The organism is Paracoccus sp. (in: a-proteobacteria) (assembly GCF_046289755.1).
GTDB lineage: Bacteria > Pseudomonadota > Alphaproteobacteria > Rhodobacterales > Rhodobacteraceae > Paracoccus.
Genome location: NZ_JBKBVD010000061.1, coordinates 1 through 17789 on the forward strand (window position 1 = coordinate 1; position 17789 = coordinate 17789).

12 protein-coding genes and 1 pseudogene are annotated in these 17789 nt (G+C 67.3%); 11 read left to right on the forward strand and 2 right to left on the reverse strand.

Going from position 1 to position 17789, the window contains the following annotated elements; genetic code table 11:
* Positions 1-1352 (reverse strand): phosphate ABC transporter permease subunit PstC (gene pstC, locus ACK41U_RS16905; RefSeq protein ID WP_409682659.1); only part of this gene is annotated, 1352 nt, incomplete at its 3' end.
* Positions 1353-1418: 66 nt separating this feature from the next.
* Complete coding sequence (locus tag ACK41U_RS16910; RefSeq protein WP_409682662.1) at positions 1419-2471, reverse strand: substrate-binding domain-containing protein; 1053 nt, start codon at positions 2469-2471, stop codon at positions 1419-1421.
* A 564-nt stretch (positions 2472-3035) separates the two neighbouring features.
* Here ACK41U_RS16910 and ACK41U_RS16915 point away from each other — a divergent pair.
* The 11 genes and pseudogenes from ACK41U_RS16915 to ACK41U_RS16965 all read left to right on the forward strand — a co-directional run.
* Positions 3036-4259: a 3-deoxy-D-manno-octulosonic acid transferase gene (locus tag ACK41U_RS16915; protein WP_409682664.1), complete on the forward strand. Its 1224-nt coding sequence runs from the start codon at positions 3036-3038 to the stop codon at positions 4257-4259.
* Positions 4260-4272: 13 nt separating this feature from the next.
* Positions 4273-4686: a DUF1178 family protein gene (locus ACK41U_RS16920; protein ID WP_409682667.1), complete on the forward strand. Its 414-nt coding sequence runs from the start codon at positions 4273-4275 to the stop codon at positions 4684-4686.
* Positions 4687-4776: 90 nt separating this feature from the next.
* Positions 4777-6033, forward strand: coding sequence for an aspartate kinase (locus ACK41U_RS16925; protein ID WP_409682670.1), 1257 nt, complete (start codon positions 4777-4779; stop codon positions 6031-6033).
* A gap of 86 nt (positions 6034-6119) precedes the next feature.
* Positions 6120-8366 carry a phosphoenolpyruvate--protein phosphotransferase gene (gene ptsP / locus ACK41U_RS16930; RefSeq protein WP_409682673.1) on the forward strand — a complete coding sequence of 749 codons (2247 nt, stop codon included), beginning with the start codon at positions 6120-6122 and terminating at the stop codon, positions 8364-8366.
* A 130-nt stretch (positions 8367-8496) separates the two neighbouring features.
* Positions 8497-10056, forward strand: a complete 1560-nt coding sequence (locus tag ACK41U_RS16935) for a glucan biosynthesis protein (RefSeq protein WP_409682676.1) — start codon at positions 8497-8499, stop codon at positions 10054-10056.
* Entirely contained in the window at positions 10053-12215 is a 2163-nt protein-coding gene (mdoH, locus tag ACK41U_RS16940; protein WP_409682679.1) for a glucans biosynthesis glucosyltransferase MdoH, read from the forward strand. The genes ACK41U_RS16935 and mdoH overlap by 4 nt, the downstream gene beginning before the upstream one ends.
* Positions 12216-12228: 13 nt before the next feature.
* Entirely contained in the window at positions 12229-13386 is a 1158-nt protein-coding gene (gene opgC, locus ACK41U_RS16945) for an OpgC domain-containing protein (protein ID WP_409682682.1), read from the forward strand.
* Between the two features lie 128 nt (positions 13387-13514).
* Positions 13515-14567: a quinolinate synthase NadA gene (gene nadA, locus ACK41U_RS16950; RefSeq protein ID WP_409682685.1), complete on the forward strand. Its 1053-nt coding sequence runs from the start codon at positions 13515-13517 to the stop codon at positions 14565-14567.
* Between the two features lies 1 nt (position 14568).
* Complete coding sequence (locus ACK41U_RS16955) at positions 14569-16110, forward strand: L-aspartate oxidase (protein WP_409682688.1); 1542 nt, start codon at positions 14569-14571, stop codon at positions 16108-16110.
* A gap of 26 nt (positions 16111-16136) precedes the next feature.
* On the forward strand, positions 16137-16979 hold the full coding sequence (gene nadC / locus ACK41U_RS16960) for a carboxylating nicotinate-nucleotide diphosphorylase (protein ID WP_409682690.1): 843 nt from the start codon (positions 16137-16139) through the stop codon (positions 16977-16979).
* Between the two features lie 464 nt (positions 16980-17443).
* Positions 17444-17668: pseudogene (locus ACK41U_RS16965) on the forward strand (transposase); the annotation flags it as partial.
* Between the last annotated feature and the right edge of the window lie 121 nt (positions 17669-17789).

A 17789-nucleotide genomic window follows, 5' to 3' on the forward strand; every position in this document is an offset into this window, starting at 1 on the left:
TATTTGCGCACGATGCGCAAGGCGAGGATGTTGATGCACAGGGTCACGATGAACAGCATCAGACCAAGGGCAAAGGCCGCCAGCGTCTTGGGGCTGTCAAAGGCCGTGTCGCCGATCAGCAGGGTCACGATCTGCACGGTCACGGTGGTCACGCTGTCCAGCGGGTTCAGCGTCATCTTGGCAATCAGGCCGGCGGCCATCAGCACGATCATCGTCTCGCCGATGGCGCGGCTGACGGCCAGCAGGACGCCGCCGACGATGCCGGGAATGGCGGCGGGGAACAGCACCTTGGTCACCGTCTCGGCGCGGGTGGCGCCAAGCGCCATGCTGCCGTCGCGCAGCGATTGCGGCACGGCTGACAGCGCATCGTCGGCAAAGGACGAGATGAAGGGGATCAGCATGATCGCCATGACGCTGCCTGCCGCCAGCGCGGTGTTGGGCGCCACGGGAATGCCCAGGGCCGCCCCTGCGGCGCGCAGCGCGGGGGCCACGGTCAGGATGGCGAAGAAGCCATAGACCACGGTCGGGATGCCCGCCAGAATTTCGAGGATCGGCTTGGCCACGGCGCGGAAACGGCGGCTGGCGAATTCGTTGAGATAGATGGCCGACATCAGCCCCACCGGCACGGCGATAAAGGTCGCAACGGCGGTGATGACGATCGTGCCCAGGATCACCGGCAGCCAGCCGAACGCGCCCTCGGCGGCGATCTGGTCGGCGCGGATCGGCATCTGCGGCTCCCACCGGGTGCCGAACAGGAATTCGGTCAGCGACACCATCGAGAAGAAGCGGACCGATTCGAAGACCAGCGAAAAGATGATGCCGACGGTCACGAAAATGGCGACCAGCGAGCAGGTGATCATCAGCCCCAGCACGATCCGCTCGACCGCCTGACGGGCGCGGAACTGGGCCGAGACGCTGCGGCGCGAGGTCAGCATCAGCCCCGCCGACAGCGCGGCGATGACGGCGACCAGCAACCAGCCCGAAAGGACGCGCAGGTTGACCATGCGTTCGGCGGCCTCGATCTTCCACGGGTCGGGCGTGCCAAACACGCGGCCCTGCGCCAGCGACTGGATTTCGGACAGGACCAGCTGCGGATTGGCGACGCCATCCAGCGAGCCTTCGGGAAGACCGGACATGACCAGCCAGTTGATCACGCCCGCCTGCGTGGCGACCCACAGCAGGGTCACGACGACAGCGGGCACCATGACCAGCAGCAGGGCATAAAGCCCGTGGAACATCCCCAGAGAATGCAGACGCTGGCCACCGTCGCGCAGGGCCAGCGCCGCCTTTCGGTTCATCACGTATCCCGCGATTGCCGCGCTGAGCAGCAAGGCGAATGCCAGTCCGGTCATGGAAACCTCTTTATCGTTATGATGCCCGCCCCGCGACCTGCGGGGCGGGCGGTCAGACTGCGCTGATTACTCGGCAACCATGAATTCGCCTTCGCCCGAGGCGACGCGGGCTTGCAGGTCGGCACGTTCGTCATCCGGCAGCGACACCAGACCGCGCTCGGCCAGATAGCCGTCAGCTGCCAGAGCGTCTTCGGCCATATAGGCTTCGACGAATTCCTGCAGGTTCGGGATCACACCGCGATGCGCGTCCTTGACGTAGAAATACAGCGGGCGCGACAGCGGGAATTCACCCGAGGCGATCGTGTCCAGCTCGGCATCGACGCCGTTCAGTTTCACGTCGATCAGCGTGTCCGTGTTTTCATACAGGAACGAATAGCCGAAGATGCCAAGCGCGTTCGGGTCGGTGTTCAGACGCTGCACGATCAGGTTGTCGTTCTCGCCTGCTTCGATGAACGGGCCATCGGTGCGCATGCGCGAGCAGTTTTCCTTGACCCAGTCCGATTTTTTCTCGGCGGCCTCGGCCAGTTCCATCGCGGCTGCGTTCTCTTCGCAGCCAGCGTGCATCGCCAGTTCGACGAATGCGTCGCGGGTGCCCGAGGTCGGCGGCGGCCCCATCACGGTGATGGCGATATTCGGCAGCGATTCGTCGATTTCCGACCAGTTGCTGTAAGGGTTGGCGACCATCGCGCCGTCCTGGACGACTTCGGCGGACAGAGCCAGCCAGACCTGCTCCAGCGTCAGGTTCCAGTCGGCCGAGCTGTTGCGGGCGACTGCAATCACCAGACCGTCATAGCCGATCATGGCTTCGGTGATGTCGGTGACACCGTTCGAGACGCACAGGTCGTATTCGGATTTGGTCATGGCACGCGAAGCGCCGGTCAGGTCGGGGGTGTTTTCGCCCACACCCGAGCAGAAGATCTGCATGCCGCCGCCGGTGCCGGTCGATTCCACGATCGGAGCAGGCGCGCCGGTCTGGTTCGAGAACTCTTCGGCGACAGCCTGAGTATAGGGGAACACGGTCGACGAGCCGACGATGCGGATCTGATCACGCGCAAGGGCTGCGGTGGCGGACAGCGCGATGACGGACACTGCTGTTGCGGCGAGGCCGATGGACTTCATGGGTCGTCTCCTATGGAGTTGAACGTTGCCAGATACGCCTACAGAAGTTTTGTGACGATCATGCTCGATAATTGTGAATGATTTATGACTGTCCGTTTCGGCCCAATTCGCCCGGACGGTTCGTAAGGGATGGGAAGGTTATTCCTGCCGCAACGCGTCCATTTCACCGCCTGCGGCGCAGGATCGGACCAATGCCTGTGACTGCACCAGCATAGCCACAAACCATCGGCCGGTCCGGCAAACCGGGACATCCGGACGGCTTCTGCCACCACCAGAGGTCGTCCGGTCCACTGAAGCGGGCACGCGTCGATCAGCGCCTCGCAGCGGGCCGGATCGCCGCGCAGCACCTCAGGCCGGGAATCGCGGGTGACGGTAAGGGCATTGCCATTGGCCCGATCTCGATCCGGGGCATCAGCCCCGGCTGTTGGCCGACACTTGCCCTGATAACGCGCCTCATTTAAGCCTCGGGAAAAGATCAACATCCATCCGGACCGGACATTCTGCGAAGACCTGTTCCACGCCGGACCCCACTTCCTGACGTTCCGACGCGAGGGTTGCGCCCCCATGATCTATACCGCCACGACCCGCATTGCCGAGGCTGCGCTGCGTCTGCGCGCCGGCATCGGCGGCTCGGCGGCGCTGCGTGAACGGCTGGTCACGGGGCAGCGGCCCGCGCCTGCCGCGATCTGGGTGCATGGGGCTTCGGTGGGCGAGCTGACCTCGGCCCGGCGCGTCATTGCGGCGCTGGCGCGCAACATGCCGGTGCAGATCACCGCCAACAGCGAGACCGGGCGCGACATGGCGGCGGGCTGGGGCCTGCCCGCGCGGCTGGCGCCGCTGGACCTGCCCGGCGCGCTGGACCGCTTTCTGGGCGCCGTGCAGCCGCGCCTGCTGGTCACGGTGGAAAGCGAATTCTGGCCGCTGCGCTCGCGGTTTCTGGCGCAGCGCGGCATTGCGCATGCGATGATCGGGGCGCGCATGTCGGAACGCTCGGCCGCGACATGGGCGCGGCTGCCGCGGATCATCGGGCCGATGCTGGGGCGCATCGCGGCCCTGTCGGCGCAGGATCAGGCCAGCGAGGCGCGGCTGCTGCGGCTGGGGTTGCGCAGCGCCGCGCTGATGCCACGGCTGGATCTGAAGCTGCTGGACCCCGCGCAGATCACCCCGCCGCCCGACAGCGCTGACCGCGACCACACGATCCTGGCCGCCTCGACCCATGAGGGCGAGGATGCGCCGGTTCTGGACGCCTTTGCCACAGCCCTGCGCACGCATCCCGGCCTGCGGCTGATCCTGGCCCCCCGCCACCCCGACCGCGCCCCCCGGATCGCCGCACTGGTGCAGGCGCATCACCTGCCGCTGGCGATGCGCAGCGAAGGCGCGGACACGGCGCCGCCCGGCGGCGTGCTGCTGGCCGATACTCTGGGCGAGATGCCGGGGTGGTATGCGCGCGCCGGGATCTGCCTGATCGGCGGATCGCTGGTGGATCGCGGCGGCCATACCCCGTGGGAACCGGCCGCCCATCGCTGCGCCCTGCTGCACGGCCCCCATATCGGCAATTTCACCGAGAGTTTCGAAGTGCTGGACGCGCATCGTGCCTCGCTTGCGGTGCAGCCGGGCGATCTGGCGTCCGCCCTGCTGCGGCTGGCCGGGGCGCCTGCGCAGGCCCGCGCCATGGGCGCCGCCGCGCGACAGGTGCTGGACCTGCGGGCCGGTGACGCAGCCCCGCTGATTGCGCGCATCACGGCCCTTGCGGCGCGGCCCGACAGCCCCGATATGCAGGTTCTGTGACAGGAGCTTTCGCATGATCCGCTATGCCATGCGCTGCAACAAGGGACATGACTTCGACGGCTGGTTCCGCTCGTCCGACGCCTATGACACGGCGCTGATGGCGGGCGCGGTCACCTGCTCCCATTGCGGCAGCACGCAGGTCGAAAAGGCGCTGATGGCGCCCAAGGTGGCCAGCGGCAGGGACCGCCCGCTGAGCGGCACCCACAGCCCCGCCGAGGCGGCGCTGGAAAAACTGCGCCAGCAGATCGAGGCGAATTCGGATTATGTCGGGCTCAGCTTTGCCGATGAGGCCCGCGCCATGCATGACGGCCACGCCCCCGCCCGCGCCATCCATGGCGAGGCGCCGCTGGCCGAAGCCCGCAAGCTGATCGAGGACGGCGTGCCGGTGACCCCCCTGCCCTTTCTGCCCCGCAGAAAGACGAACTGAAAGGCGAACGGGTCGCGCCGCCCCTTGCGGTTTCGCCCGCCCGCCCATAAAAGCCGCGCCGATGGTCAACCCCTGGGCAGGAGGCTTGCAATGCCCCTTCTGGTGATGAAATTTGGCGGAACTTCCGTGGCCGATCCCGATCGGATCCGGAATGCTGCCCGGAAGGTGCAGCGCGAGGTCGAGCGCGGCTATGACGTGATCGTCATCGTCAGCGCCATGTCGGGCAAGACCAACGAGCTGGTGGGCTGGGTCGAACAGACCTCGCCCATGTTCGACGCGCGCGAATATGACGCGGTGGTCAGCTCGGGCGAGAATGTGACCGCGGGCCTGATGTCGCTGACGCTGCAGGAGATGGGCGTGCCCGCGCGCAGCTGGCAGGGCTGGCAGGTGCCGATCAACACGACCTCGGCCCATTCGGCGGCGCGGTTCGTGGACATCCCGCGCGCCAATATCGACCAGAAATTCGCCGAGGGCATGAAGGTCGCCGTCGTGGCGGGCTTTCAGGGCGTCTCGCCCGAAGGGCGGATCACCACGCTGGGGCGCGGCGGGTCCGACACGACCGCCGTGGCCTTTGCCGCCGCCTTCGGGGCCGAGCGCTGCGACATCTATACCGATGTGGACGGCGTCTATACGACCGATCCCCGCATCACCTCGCGCGCACGCAAGCTGCCCCGCATCGCGTTCGAGGAAATGCTGGAACTGGCGTCCCTTGGCGCCAAGGTGCTGCAGACCCGCTCGGTCGAGCTGGCAATGCGATACAAGGTGCGGTTGCGGGTGCTATCCTCGTTCGAGGAGACCGACGAAAATTCGGGCACGCTGATCTGCGATGAGGATGAAATCATGGAATCGAAAGTCGTCAACGGCGTCGCCTCTTCGCGCGACGAGGCCAAGATCACGCTGGTCACGGTCGAGGACCGGCCCGGCATCTCGGCCGCCATCTTTGCGCCTCTGGCCGATGCGGGCGTGAACGTGGACATGATCGTGCAGAACATCTCGGAAAAGGATTACGACGATCACCCCGGCTCGGTGACCGACATGACCTTTTCGGTGCCGATCAATCAGGTGGAACGCGCCAAGCGCGCCATGGAAGAGGCGCGTCAGGCGGGCCATATCGCCTATGACGAACTGGTCGTGGACACCGAGGTCGCCAAGGTCAGCGTCGTCGGCATCGGCATGCGCAGCCATGCAGGCGTCGCCGCAAAGATGTTCAAGGCGCTTGCTGACGAAAACGTCAACATCAAGGTCATCGCCACCAGCGAAATCAAGATTTCGGTGCTGATCGACCGGAAATACATGGAACTGGCTGTGCAGGCGCTGCATGATGCCTTCGAACTGGAGCGGGCGTAACCACGCCCGCATGACCGATCCTGCCGCGCGCGGGGCGTGCGCGTCGCAGGACCGGTGCAGCAGACAGGCAGAAGGCGGGCCAAGCGATGCAGGATCGCACAGACAGTGACTCGCGCAAGCTGCTGCGGCGGCTGAAGGAAATTCTGGCCGCGCCGTTCAGCGGGCAGGACCGGCTGGACCGCATCACCCATCTGATCGCGGATTCGATGGGCACCGAGGTCTGCTCGATCTATCTGTTCCGCGACCCCGAGACGCTGGAGCTGTGCGCGACCGAGGGTCTGCGCCCCGAGGCCGTGCACATGACCCGCCTGCGGCTGGGCGAGGGTCTGGTGGGGCGCGTGGCCCGCGCGGGGCGCAACGTCAACACCGCGAACGCCCCCGCCGAGCCGGGTTTCCGCTTTATGCCCGAAACCGGCGAAGAGGTCTTTCCCAGCTTTCTGGGCGTGCCGATCCAGCGCGTGGGCGAACGTCTGGGCGTGCTGGTCGTGCAATGCGCCACGGCCCGCCAGTTCAGCGATGACGAGGTCTACGGGCTGGAAGTCGTGGCGATGGTGCTGGCCGAGATGACCGAACTGGGCGCCTTTCAGGGGGGCCAGTCCGACAGCATGCCGCAGGCGCATCGCTTTCCGCAGATGATCCGCGGCGCGACCGGGCAAGAGGGCGCCGCCGCGGGCCGGGTCTGGCTGCACGAGCCGCGCGTGGTGATCGCCAACCCCGTGGGCGACGATCCCGAAAAGGAACTGTCGCGCCTGCACGAGGGCGTGGACCGGCTGCGCAGCACGGTCGATACGATGGTGGCGGCAGCGGATATGGGCGGCGGCGGCGATCATGTCGCGGTGATGGAAGCCTACCGGATGTTTGCCCATTCGCGCAGCTGGCTGCGCCGCATGGAAGAGGACATCCGCCTTGGCCTGTCCGCCGAGGCCGCCGTCGAAAAGGAACAATCCGCCGCCCGCGCCCGGCTGGAAATGGCCGCCGACCCCTATCTGCGCGACCGGCTGCATGATCTGGACGACCTGTCCAACCGCCTGCTGCGCATCCTGACCGGACAGGGCAGCGATACCGGCGCCGCCATGCCCGACGACCCGATTCTGGTCGCTCGCAATATCGGCCCGGCCGAGCTGCTGGAATATGGCCGCCGCCTGCGCGGTGTGGTGCTGGAAGAGGGCTCGGTCGGAAGCCATGCCGCCATCGTCGCCCGCGCGCTGGCGATCCCGCTGGTGATCCATGCCGCCCGCATCACCTCCGAGGCGCTGAACGGGGACCCGGTTCTGGTCGACGGCGATCAGGGCGTGGTCCATCTGCGCCCCGAAGAAAGCGTGACCACGGCGTTCATGGACAAGATCGCCATGCAGGCCGAGGCGCAGGACCGCTATGCCAGCCTGCGCAGCCTGCCCGCGACCGGCACCTGCGGCACCACCGTTCAGCTGTACATGAATGCCGGGCTGATGGCCGATCTGCCCTCGCTTGAGGGGTCGGGGGCCGAGGGCGTGGGCCTGTTCCGCACCGAGCTGCAGTTCCTGATCCGCAACAGCGTGCCGCGCCGGGCGGAACTGGCCGCGCTGTACCGCCGGGTGCTGGACAATGCGCATGGCAAGCCGGTGATGTTCCGCACGCTGGACATCGGGTCCGACAAGGTGCTGCCCTATATGAAGCCGCAGGACGAGCCGAACCCCGCGATGGGCTGGCGCGCGATCCGGGTGGGGCTGGACAAGCGCGGCATCCTGCGGATGCAGGTGCAGGCGCTGATCCGCGCCTCGGTCGGGCGTCCCTTGCATGTGATGTTCCCGTTCGTCGCCGACATCACCGAATACGAGGCGGCCTATAAAATCCTGATGCAGGAAATGGCTCGCGAACAACGGCTTGGCCACGAGATGCCAAGCGACATCCGCGTCGGCGCCATGCTGGAGACGCCCTCGCTGGCCTTTGCACCGCGCAAGTTCTTCGAGATGTGCGATTTCATCTCGGTCGGCGGCAATGATCTGAAACAGTTCTTTTTCGCCGCCGACCGTGAGAATGAACGCGTGCGGCGCCGCTATGACACGCTGAATGTCTCGTTTCTGGCGCTGCTGTCGCAGATCGTCGCGCGCTGTGACGAGGCCCGCGTGCCCCTGTCCTTCTGCGGCGAGGATGCGGGCCGCCCGATCGAGGCGCTGGTCTTTGCCGCCCTTGGCTTCCGGCGGCTGTCGATGCGCCCCGCCTCGATCGGGCCGGTCAAGCATCTGATGCGCCGCGTGTCACTGACCGAATTGCGGGCCGTGATCGACGAGGCGCGCGACAGCGGTATCCCCAATATCCGTGGCCCGGTCACGGCTTGGCTGGCGCGGCAGTGATCCGCCCGCCTGCCCTGCGGGCAGTCCGGCGCGTTCTTCCGCCGATGGATGCCGTCTGACGCGTTGTGCGCTTGCTGCACTGCGGCGTGGCCCCTATGATATGACAATTCTTTTCGAGACATCAGCAGACATGAAGCGTCGTCAATTCCTCAATGCTGCCACCGCCCTCGCTGCCGGTGGTTCGCTTTTTGCAACGAATGCCGGGGCACAGACCTCATCCGGCGACGCGGCAGACCCGATCGGCCCCCTCCGCCCCGAGCCTTTCGGCTTTGAGGACGTGGCCGCGCTTGCCGCCGAACGGGCCGCGCAGGTCTATGAGCAGCCGATCTCGCAACTGGTGGGCAGCTTTGCTGATCTCAACTACGACCAGTATCGCGCGATCCGCTTTCGCCGCGACCGTGATCCGCTGGGTCAGGACGGGGCGTTCGGCGTCGATCTGCTGTCACCCGGCATGATTTTCTACGAGCCGGTGCAGATCAATATCGTCCGCAACGGGATCGCGCGGCATCTGCCTTTTGATCCCGCGATGCTGGAATTCGACCCCTCGCATTTCCCGGACGGCGCCGATCTGACCACCGTGGGCAATATGGGCTGGTCGGGCTTTCGCGTCCGCACCGCGCTGAACCGCCCCAACGTCAAGGACGAGTTTCTCGTCTTTCAGGGCGCCAGCTATTTCCGGGCCGTGGCGCGCGGCACGCTCTATGGCCTGTCCGCGCGCGGGCTGGCGATCAAGACCGGCAGCCCGGATGGCGAGGAATTCCCGCTGTTCACCGATTTCTGGATCCACGAGCCGCACCCCGGCGACGACACCGTGCGCATTCATGCGATTCTGGACAGTCGTTCGGTTGCGGGGGCGTTCGAGTTCAACGTCCGTCCGGGCACCGAAACCATCGTGCAGACGCGGCTGGCGCTGTTCCCGCGCGTGGATCTGCGCGAGACGGGGCTGGCGCCGCTGACCTCGATGTTCTGGTTCAGCCCGGCCTCGCGCCGCGCGGTCGATGATTACCGCCCCGCCTGCCATGACAGCGACGGGTTGCAGATGCACACGGGCGCAGGGCAGGCCCTGTGGCGTGGCCTCATGTCGCCCAAGACCCTGCAGATCTCGTCCTTTGTCGACCGCGACCCGAAGGGCTTTGGCCTGATCCAGCGCGCCCGCGACTTCGAGACCTATCAGGACGCCGAGGCGATGTACCACCTGCGCCCCTCGGCCTGGATCGAACCACTGGGCGACTGGGGCGAAGGCGAGGTGCGGCTGGTCGAGATTCCGGTCGAGAACGAATTCAACGACAATATCGTCAGCTATTGGGTGCCCAAAGGCGTTCTGGTGCGCGGGCAGCGGCATGAATTCCGCTATCGCATGGGCTTTTCAGCGCTGCCGCACGATGACCTGCCGCTGGCCCGCGTGTTGCAGGTCCGGTCGGGGCGGTCGATCAATGTCGAGACGACGCGCAGCTTTATCATCGACTTTGATCTGGCCATGTTCCGCGATGACCTGCCCCAGATTCAGGTCAAGACCTCGGCTGGCAATATCGTTCACTCGTATCTCAAGGCGCTGCCCGAGCAGCACGCCCTGCGGCTGGCTTTTGAATTCGCGCCGGGGCGGGAACAGCTTGCCGATCTGCAGGCGGTGCTGACCGATGCCGGGGGGCGCCCCCTCAGCGAGACCTGGCTGACGCGCTGGACCGCATGAGGACCGTCATACCGGCGCCCGCGCCCGCCCACGCACCCGCGCACGCGCCAGATCCCGCATCAGACAATCAGGCGTCAGATCATCACGAGGCCGCCGTCGCCGCCATGCCGCCCGAGTCGCCTCTGGCGATGCCGGTCCAGGATTTCCGTCTGGCCCCCGCTGCCGGCCGCACGCGGCACCTGAACAACCTGCACGTGTGGATGGCGCGGCTGGTGGCGTTCGGCGGCACCGCAGCGATTGCCGCGATCGGCTTCTGGCAGATGCTGGCGACCTTCGGGGCAGAGCCGACGCCGATGCAGATCGCCTTTCTGGTGCTGTTCGTGCCGACCTTTGCCTGGGTGGGCTTTTCGTTCTGCGCCACGCTGGCGGGCCTGTTCGCACCTCGGCTGACCACGCCCGAGGGTCCGAATGCGGCGCGGCTTGCCGTCGTCATGCCGGTCTATCACGAAGATGCAGCCGCCAGTATCGGTCTGCTGGTGGCGCTGGCGCGCGAGCTGGCCGCCGAAGGGCTGGCCGGGCGCGCCGAAATCTTTGTGCTGTCCGACACCCGCGATCCGGCGATCGCGGTGCAGGAGACGCTGGCGCTGGCGGCGGCGCGTCCCCTGTCGCCGCTGCCGATCCATTACCGGCGCCGGGCCAGCAACGAAGATCGCAAATCGGGCAATATCGCCGAATTCCTGCGCCGCTGGGGCGGGCGTTTCGATCAGATGGTGGTGCTGGACGCCGACAGCGTGATGACCGGCGCCACGATCCGGGCGCTGTCGGCGCGGATGGAGGCCGACCCCGATCTGGGGCTGATCCAGACCATGCCGATGCTGGTCGGCGGCGAGACGATCCTGGCGCGCCAGACCCAGTTCGCGGGTCGCGTCTATGGCCCGATGATCGCGCGCGGCGTCGCCGCATGGTCGGGCAACAGCGGCAATTACTGGGGTCACAACGCGATCATCCGTGTGTCGGCCTTTGCGCAATCCTGCGGGTTGCCCCGCCTGCCCGGCCGCCCGCCCTTTGGCGGCACCATCCTCAGCCATGACTTCGTCGAGGCCGCCGCGCTGTGCCGGGCGGGCTGGAAGGTGCGGCTGGATCACGACCTGCGCGGCAGCTATGAGGGCTGCCCGCCGACGCTGCTGGACATGGCCGCGCGCGAACGCCGTTGGGCGCAGGGCAACCTGCAGCATCTGCGGCTGCTGCGGATGCGCGGGATGCGCGGCATCAGCCGGGCGCATTTCATCATCGGCGTGATGGGCTTTCTGATGAGCCCGATCTGGCTGGCGCTGATCCTTGTCGGTCTGGTGCTGTCGGCCACGGTGCTGCTGTCCACGCCCGAATATTTCCCTGCCGCCTATCAGCTGTTCCCCGACTGGCCGGTCTTTGACAGCCGCCGGATGCTGTGGCTGTTCGGGGCCGCCATGGCGTTGCTGTTGCTGCCCAAGTTCATCGCCACCTTCCGGGCCTGGATGCGCCCGCTGGCGCAGCAGTCGGGCGGGCGCGTGCGCATCTTTGCCAGCGCCATCTTCGAGACGGTCCTGTCTGCCCTGATCGCACCCGTTCAGATGCTGGTGCAGACGCGCCAGATCCTTGAAATCCTGCAAGGCCGCGACAGCGGCTGGAACGCGCAAGTCCGGGCGGGCCATATGCCGGGCTGGGGCGTGGTGCTGCGCTATCACTGGGCGCATGTCGCGCTGGGGCTGGGCACGCTGGCGGTGCTGTGGTCGTTCTCGCCGCCGCAGCTGATCTGGCTGGCGCCCATTATCGCGGGGCTGATCCTGTCGCCGCTGACCACGCGCCTGTCAGCCAGCCCGCTTCTGGGCCGCTGGACGCGGATGCGCGGGCTGCTGGTCACGCCCGAGGAACGCGACCCGCCCGCGATCCTGACCGAGGCCGCAGCCATCACCCGTGCCCTGCCCGCCCCGGTCGCAGGCCGCGAGTCCGTGCTGCGCCTTGGCCGCGACGCCGACCTGATGCAGCAACATCTTGCGGCGCTGCCATCGGCGCCGCAGGATCTGCCCGCGCCGCTGGCCCTGCTGCGCGTCACCGCCGCCGCCAAGATCGCCCATGCCCGCAGCCAGTCCGAGGCGCTGGATTTCCTTGATCCGGCCGAGACCGACGCGCTGGTCGCCGACCGCGCCCTGCTGGCAAACTGGGGTCAGTTGCCCGCATGAGCCGCCTGCCCGCATGAACCGCCTCATTGCGCTGGACATGCTGCGCGGCTACGCGCTGGTCAGCATCATGGTCAACCACATGCCCGTCTCGGTCATGCGGGGCGTCACGCTGCCCAATTTCTCGATCTTTGATGCGTCGGAACTGTTCGTGCTGCTGTCCGGCTTTCTGGTCGGCATGGTCTGGCTGTCGGTCGAGGCCCGTCAGGGGCGGCGCGCGGCGCAATGGCGCTTTGCCCGCCGGGCCTTTGATGTCTGGCGTGCATTGATCATCATCGGCGTGCTGATGGCGCTGCTGTCGGCGGCTCTGCTGGCCATGGATCTGCATCACACCGCCGTCTGGCACCAATACGCGGTCTGGGTGACCCAGAACCCGCTTGGCTATATCGGCACGCTGGCGACGCTGTGGCTGCAGCCCAATATCGTCGATGTGCTGGCGGTTTATGTCGTGCTGATCGCCGTCTCGCCGCTGGTGGTGCCGCTGATGCTGCGCTGGCCGCTGCTGGTGGCTGCGGCGTCGGTCGCGATCTGGTGGTACGGGCCGGTGCTGAACAGCCTGATCCCCAACCACCGTTCCCAGAACGGCCTGCTGTTCAACCCGTTCGGCTGGCAGATGCTGTTCTTTTCCGGCGTGGCGATGGGTCTGTTCCGTGCGCGGCTGATGCCACGCCTGTACCCGTGGCGGCATCTGCTGACTGTGCTGGCGCTGGCGATGTTCGCCTTCGGCTGCACCATCATCGCCGCCGCCCGCATCGGCGAACCCGCCCTGCCCCTGCGCGAGGCGCTGAAACTGGTCTATGGCAGCATCGACAAATGGAGCCTCGACGGCACCCGCTATCTGGCGATCATGGCGGCCACCTGGCTGGTCGCGGTGCCGCTTGCGCCCGCGATGGCCTGGCTGGCTGCCACCCGCCCCGGTGTCTGGCTGCAACAGATCGGGCGCGGCGGCCTGTGGTCCTTTGGCGCCTGCGTGCTGCTGTCGGTTCTGGGCGACGCGCTGCAGATGAACCCCGAAGATCAGAGTTTCTCCGCCCGGCTGGCCGTCGATCTGTGGGCCTGTGTGGCGCTGTGGTGGCTGTCGGTCCTGTGGCTGCGCTTTGGTGATCCCTGGCGGCGGGCGCGCAAGGCGCGGGCCGCCGAAAAACGCGCGCTTCGCCGCATCGCCAAGGGATGACGCGCGCGCCACAATCGGATAGATGCGGTCAGGGCCACGAAACCGTCACAGTTCTTGCCCCTGCGTCACCCTTGGGCTAAGCGGACCGCCTGTGCCCGCCACGCCGCCGCACCGGAGGAGGAGCCGAGTTGCTGGACCTGACCCATATCCGCGCCGAACTGGGGGCGCATTACGATCTGGCGCCCTCGGTCGAACTGGCGCAGCAGATGTCGGACATCCATGCCCGGATGGACCGTGTCGTGCCCTTTCCCGACTGGGCCATCGCCGCGCCCTATGTGGCCGCGATCAACCGGCTGAAGGCCGAGCGTGGCGCCGTGGTGCTGGCGCATAACTACATGACGCCCGACATCTATCACGGCATCGCCGATGTGGTGGGCGACAGCCTGCAGCTGGCGATCGAGGCCACGCGGGTCGAGGCCGACATCATCGTGCAATGCGGCGTGCATTTCATGGCCGAGACGTCGAAGATCCTGAACCCCGCCAAGACGGTGCTGATGCCCGATATGGAGGCTGGCTGCTCGCTGGCCGAAAGCATCACGGCCGAGGGCGTGGCGCAGATGCGCGCGCAATATCCGGGCGCCAAGGTTGTCAGCTATGTCAACACCACCGCCGAGGTGAAGGCCGCGTCCGACATCTGCTGCACCTCGTCGAACGCGGCGCAGATCGTGGCGGCGATGCCCGGCGACACGGTCATTATGACGCCCGACAAATGGCTGGCGCAGAATGTCGCCGCCTTGGTGCCGCAAAAGCGCATCGTCTGGTGGGATGGCGCCTGCATCGTGCATGAACGCTTTACCCCGCAGGATCTGCGCGATTTCCGCGACTGGCATCCCGGCATCCGCATCATCGCGCATCCCGAATGCCCCCCCGATGTGGTGGCCGAGGCCGATTTTGCAGGCTCGACCGCGCATATCATCGACTGGGTGGGCCGCGAGCGGCCCGAAAAGGCGATGCTGGTCACCGAATGCTCGATGGCGTCCAACATCTCGGACGCCCATCCCGAGGTCGAGTTTCTGGGGCCGTGCAACATGTGCCCCTATATGAAGAAAATCACGCTGGAAAAGGTGCTGTGGTCGCTGCACACGATGACCGGGCAGGTCGAGGTGGACCCGGCCATCGCCGCCCCCGCGCGTCTGGCCGTGCAGCGCATGATCGACCTGTCGCGCAAGCTGGCCGCGTAAGATGATCCCCAATGACCGCGTGGTGATCATCGGCGCGGGGCTGGGGGCGCTTTATGCAGCCCTGATGCTGGCGCCGCGCCCGGTGCTGATGATCTCGCCCGATCCGCTTGGGCAGGGGGCCAGTTCGGCCTGGGCGCAGGGGGGCGTGGCCGCCGCGATGGACCCAGCCGACAGTGCTGCCTCCCACGCCGCCGATACGGTGCGGGCAGGCGCAGGCACGGTCGATGCGGGCGTCGCTGATCTGGTCACCGCCGAGGCGCGGGCCCATATTCTGGCGCTGACCTCGCTTGGCACGCCCTTTGATCGCGATGCGGCGGGCGGCTATGTCATGTCGCGCGAGGCGGCGCACAGCTTTGCCCGCGTGGTGCGCGTGCAGGGCGATCAGGCAGGGGCCGAGATCATGCGGGCGCTGATCGCCGCCGTGCGCGCCGCCCCTTCGGTGCAGGTGCTGGAGGGCTGGGTGGCGGTCGGGCTGCTGGGGTCGGGCCGCATCGACGGGGTGCAGATCGCGCGGGCCAGCGGGTCCGGGGTGCTGGACCTTGCCGCGCCTGCGGTGCTGATCGCGGGCGGTGGCTCGGGCGGCCTGTTTGCGGTGACGACCAACCCGCCGCGCATCCGGGGCGAGGCGATCGGCATGGCCGCCCGCGCGGGCGCGATGATCGCGGATGCCGAATTCGTGCAGTTTCACCCCACCGCCATCGCCGGGCTGACCGATCCCGCCCCGCTGGCGACCGAGGCGCTGCGCGGCGAAGGTGCAGTTCTGGTCAACGCGGCGGGCACCCGTTTCATGGCGGCGCTGCACCCGGATGCCGAACTGGCGCCGCGCGATATTGTCGCCCGCGCCGTCTATGCCGAACGTCAGGCGGGCCGCGACCCCGCGCTGGACTGCCGTTCGCTGCCCGCGCTTGGCACCCGGTTCCCGGCGGTCGCTGCCGCCTGCGCGCGGGCGGGCATCGACCCGGGGCGCCAGCCGATCCCGGTCGCGGCGGCGGCGCAGTACCCTATGGGCGGCATCGCCACCGATCTGGACGGGCGCGCCAGCCTGCCCGGCCTGTGGGCCTGCGGCGAGGCGGCCTCGACCGGGCTGCATGGCGCCAACCGTCTGGCCTCGAACGGGCTGCTGGAGGCGCTGGTCTTTGCCCGCCGCGCGGCGCTGTCGATGGCGGCGGACCTGCCCCCGGCCACCGGCGCGGCGCTGCGCCTGCCCGACCCGGCCCCGGCCCCCCTGCCCGATCCCGCGCTGGTGGCGCGCCTGCGCCGGGCGATGACCGATGGCGCGGGCGTGCTGCGCGATGCGGGTGGCCTGACCGCCGCCCTGCGCACCATCGCCACGATCGAGGCCGCGCAGCCGGGCAACCCGCAGCTGCGCAACATGACGGCCACCGCGACGCTGATCTGCGCCGCAGCCCTTTTGCGGCGCGAAAGCCGGGGCGCGCATTGCCGCACCGATTTCCCCCGGACCGCCGATGACGCCCATCGCAGCCACCTGACGCTGACGCAGGCGCTGGCCCTGCGCACCGCCCCCGAAACGGAGCCTCTATGACCCCGCCCAAGATGCCTTCGCCCCAAATGCCCCCCTTGCCCGACCTGATCCTGGAGCCGCTGATCCGCGCCGCGCTGGCCGAGGATCTGGGCAGCAATGGCGACATCACCACCCGCACCGTGATCCCTGCAGGCACCCGCTATGCGGCCCGCCTGCAGGCGCGCGAGGCAGGCGTGGCCTCGGGGATGCAGCTTGCCGCGCTGGCCTTCCGGCTGATCGACCCCGCTCTGCGGTTCAAGCTGCTTTGCCCCGACGGAGCCGCCTTTGCCGCAGGCGAGACGCTGGCCCGGATCGAGGGCTGCGCCGCCGCGATCCTGTCCGCCGAACGGGTGGCGCTGAACTTTGCCGGGCGGCTGTGCGGCATTGCCACGCTGACAGCAGCCTTCGTGGCCGAAACGCGCGGCACAGCCACCCGCATCACCTGCACGCGCAAGACCACGCCGGGTCTGCGGCTGGTCGAGAAACAGGCCGTGCTGCATGGCGGCGGCTTCAGCCATCGCATTTCGCTGTCAGATGCGATCCTGATCAAGGACAACCATATCGCGGCGGCAGGCGGCATCCGCCCGGTCTTGCAGGCGGTCAGGGCCCGCGCTTCGCATATGATGCGGGTCGAGATCGAGGTCGACCGGCTGGACCAGCTGGCGCAGGTTCTGGACGAGGGGGGCGCCGATGTCGTGCTGCTGGACAATATGGACACGCCCACGCTGCGGCAGGCGGTCAGCATGGCGCAGGGCCGCGTGGTGCTGGAGGCCTCGGGCAATATGCGGCTTGAGCGGATCGCCGAGGTGGCCGCGACCGGGGTGGGCTATATCTCGGTGGGCGCGCTGACGCATTCGGCGCGGACGCTGGATCTGGGGCTGGATTTTTAGGGTGTGGACCTCTCTAGCAGGGTCGTTCCGGTCCAGCGTTTCGGGTGCCGCAGTTTCTGAGGTGGTCCCCGGGCTGGGTAATCCGCTCTTTGAACCGCGCCGGGTTTGCCGGAGGCTCCAACTCCTGAGTAGCAACTGTGTTTCAGGTGGGGGCGTCGTGGTAGGCAGTTCTGGTCCGTGTCATCGCATTGAGAACTGTCAACAGTTTGCGGGCGCAGGCCACGATGACGAGTTTTCTTGCCTTTCCAGTAGCAATAAGGCGCTCTTTGAAGGCCCTTGACGTTGTCCCCAACTTTTATCCAGCGTGAGCGAGACTCTGGGTTTGAGTTTTGCCCATTCGGGCGGGTTGGGCAACGGGGGCTGGCGCGGAGCTTTGCGGATTGCGCAGCGTCAGGCCCCGTTGGCCTGCTGCCGGTTTCGTGGACACGAAGATAAGATGGTGACCAAGGAATCGGAGATCGGAAATGAGACGGAAGTTTACGAAAGAGTTTAAGTTTGAGGCTGTGAAGCTGGTGACGGATCGGGGCGTTTCGGTGGCGCAGGCGGCCCGTGATCTGGATCTTGCAGAAAGCGTATTGCGGCGTTGGGTGCGGGAGGCTGCCGACGCCCCCGTCACGGCGTTCCCTGGCAATGGGCAACCGCGCGCCGAATTGGCCGAGATTGCGGCCCTGAAGAAAGAGGTCGCCAAGCCTAGGCTCCAGACCCATTGATTTTACGCCCTTTACGTGATTCAGGCCGCCGCAAGGAGACCGATCAATGAGCAACCTGTTCTGGCTGACGGAAGCGCAGATGGCGCGCCTTCGCCCCTAC

Coding starts and splice junctions, on each gene's coding strand:
- ACK41U_RS16910 (WP_409682662.1), bottom strand. CDS start 2,471: ATGAAGTCCATCGGCCTCGCCGCAACAGCAGTGTCCGTCATCGCGCTG.
- ACK41U_RS16955 (WP_409682688.1), top strand. CDS start 14,569: ATGATCCCCAATGACCGCGTGGTGATCATCGGCGCGGGGCTGGGGGCG.
- ACK41U_RS16935 (WP_409682676.1), top strand. CDS start 8,497: ATGAAGCGTCGTCAATTCCTCAATGCTGCCACCGCCCTCGCTGCCGGT.
- mdoH (WP_409682679.1), top strand. CDS start 10,053: ATGAGGACCGTCATACCGGCGCCCGCGCCCGCCCACGCACCCGCGCAC.
- ACK41U_RS16915 (WP_409682664.1), top strand. CDS start 3,036: ATGATCTATACCGCCACGACCCGCATTGCCGAGGCTGCGCTGCGTCTG.
- ptsP (WP_409682673.1), top strand. CDS start 6,120: ATGCAGGATCGCACAGACAGTGACTCGCGCAAGCTGCTGCGGCGGCTG.
- ACK41U_RS16920 (WP_409682667.1), top strand. CDS start 4,273: ATGATCCGCTATGCCATGCGCTGCAACAAGGGACATGACTTCGACGGC.
- ACK41U_RS16925 (WP_409682670.1), top strand. CDS start 4,777: ATGCCCCTTCTGGTGATGAAATTTGGCGGAACTTCCGTGGCCGATCCC.
- opgC (WP_409682682.1), top strand. CDS start 12,229: ATGAACCGCCTCATTGCGCTGGACATGCTGCGCGGCTACGCGCTGGTC.
- nadC (WP_409682690.1), top strand. CDS start 16,137: ATGCCCCCCTTGCCCGACCTGATCCTGGAGCCGCTGATCCGCGCCGCG.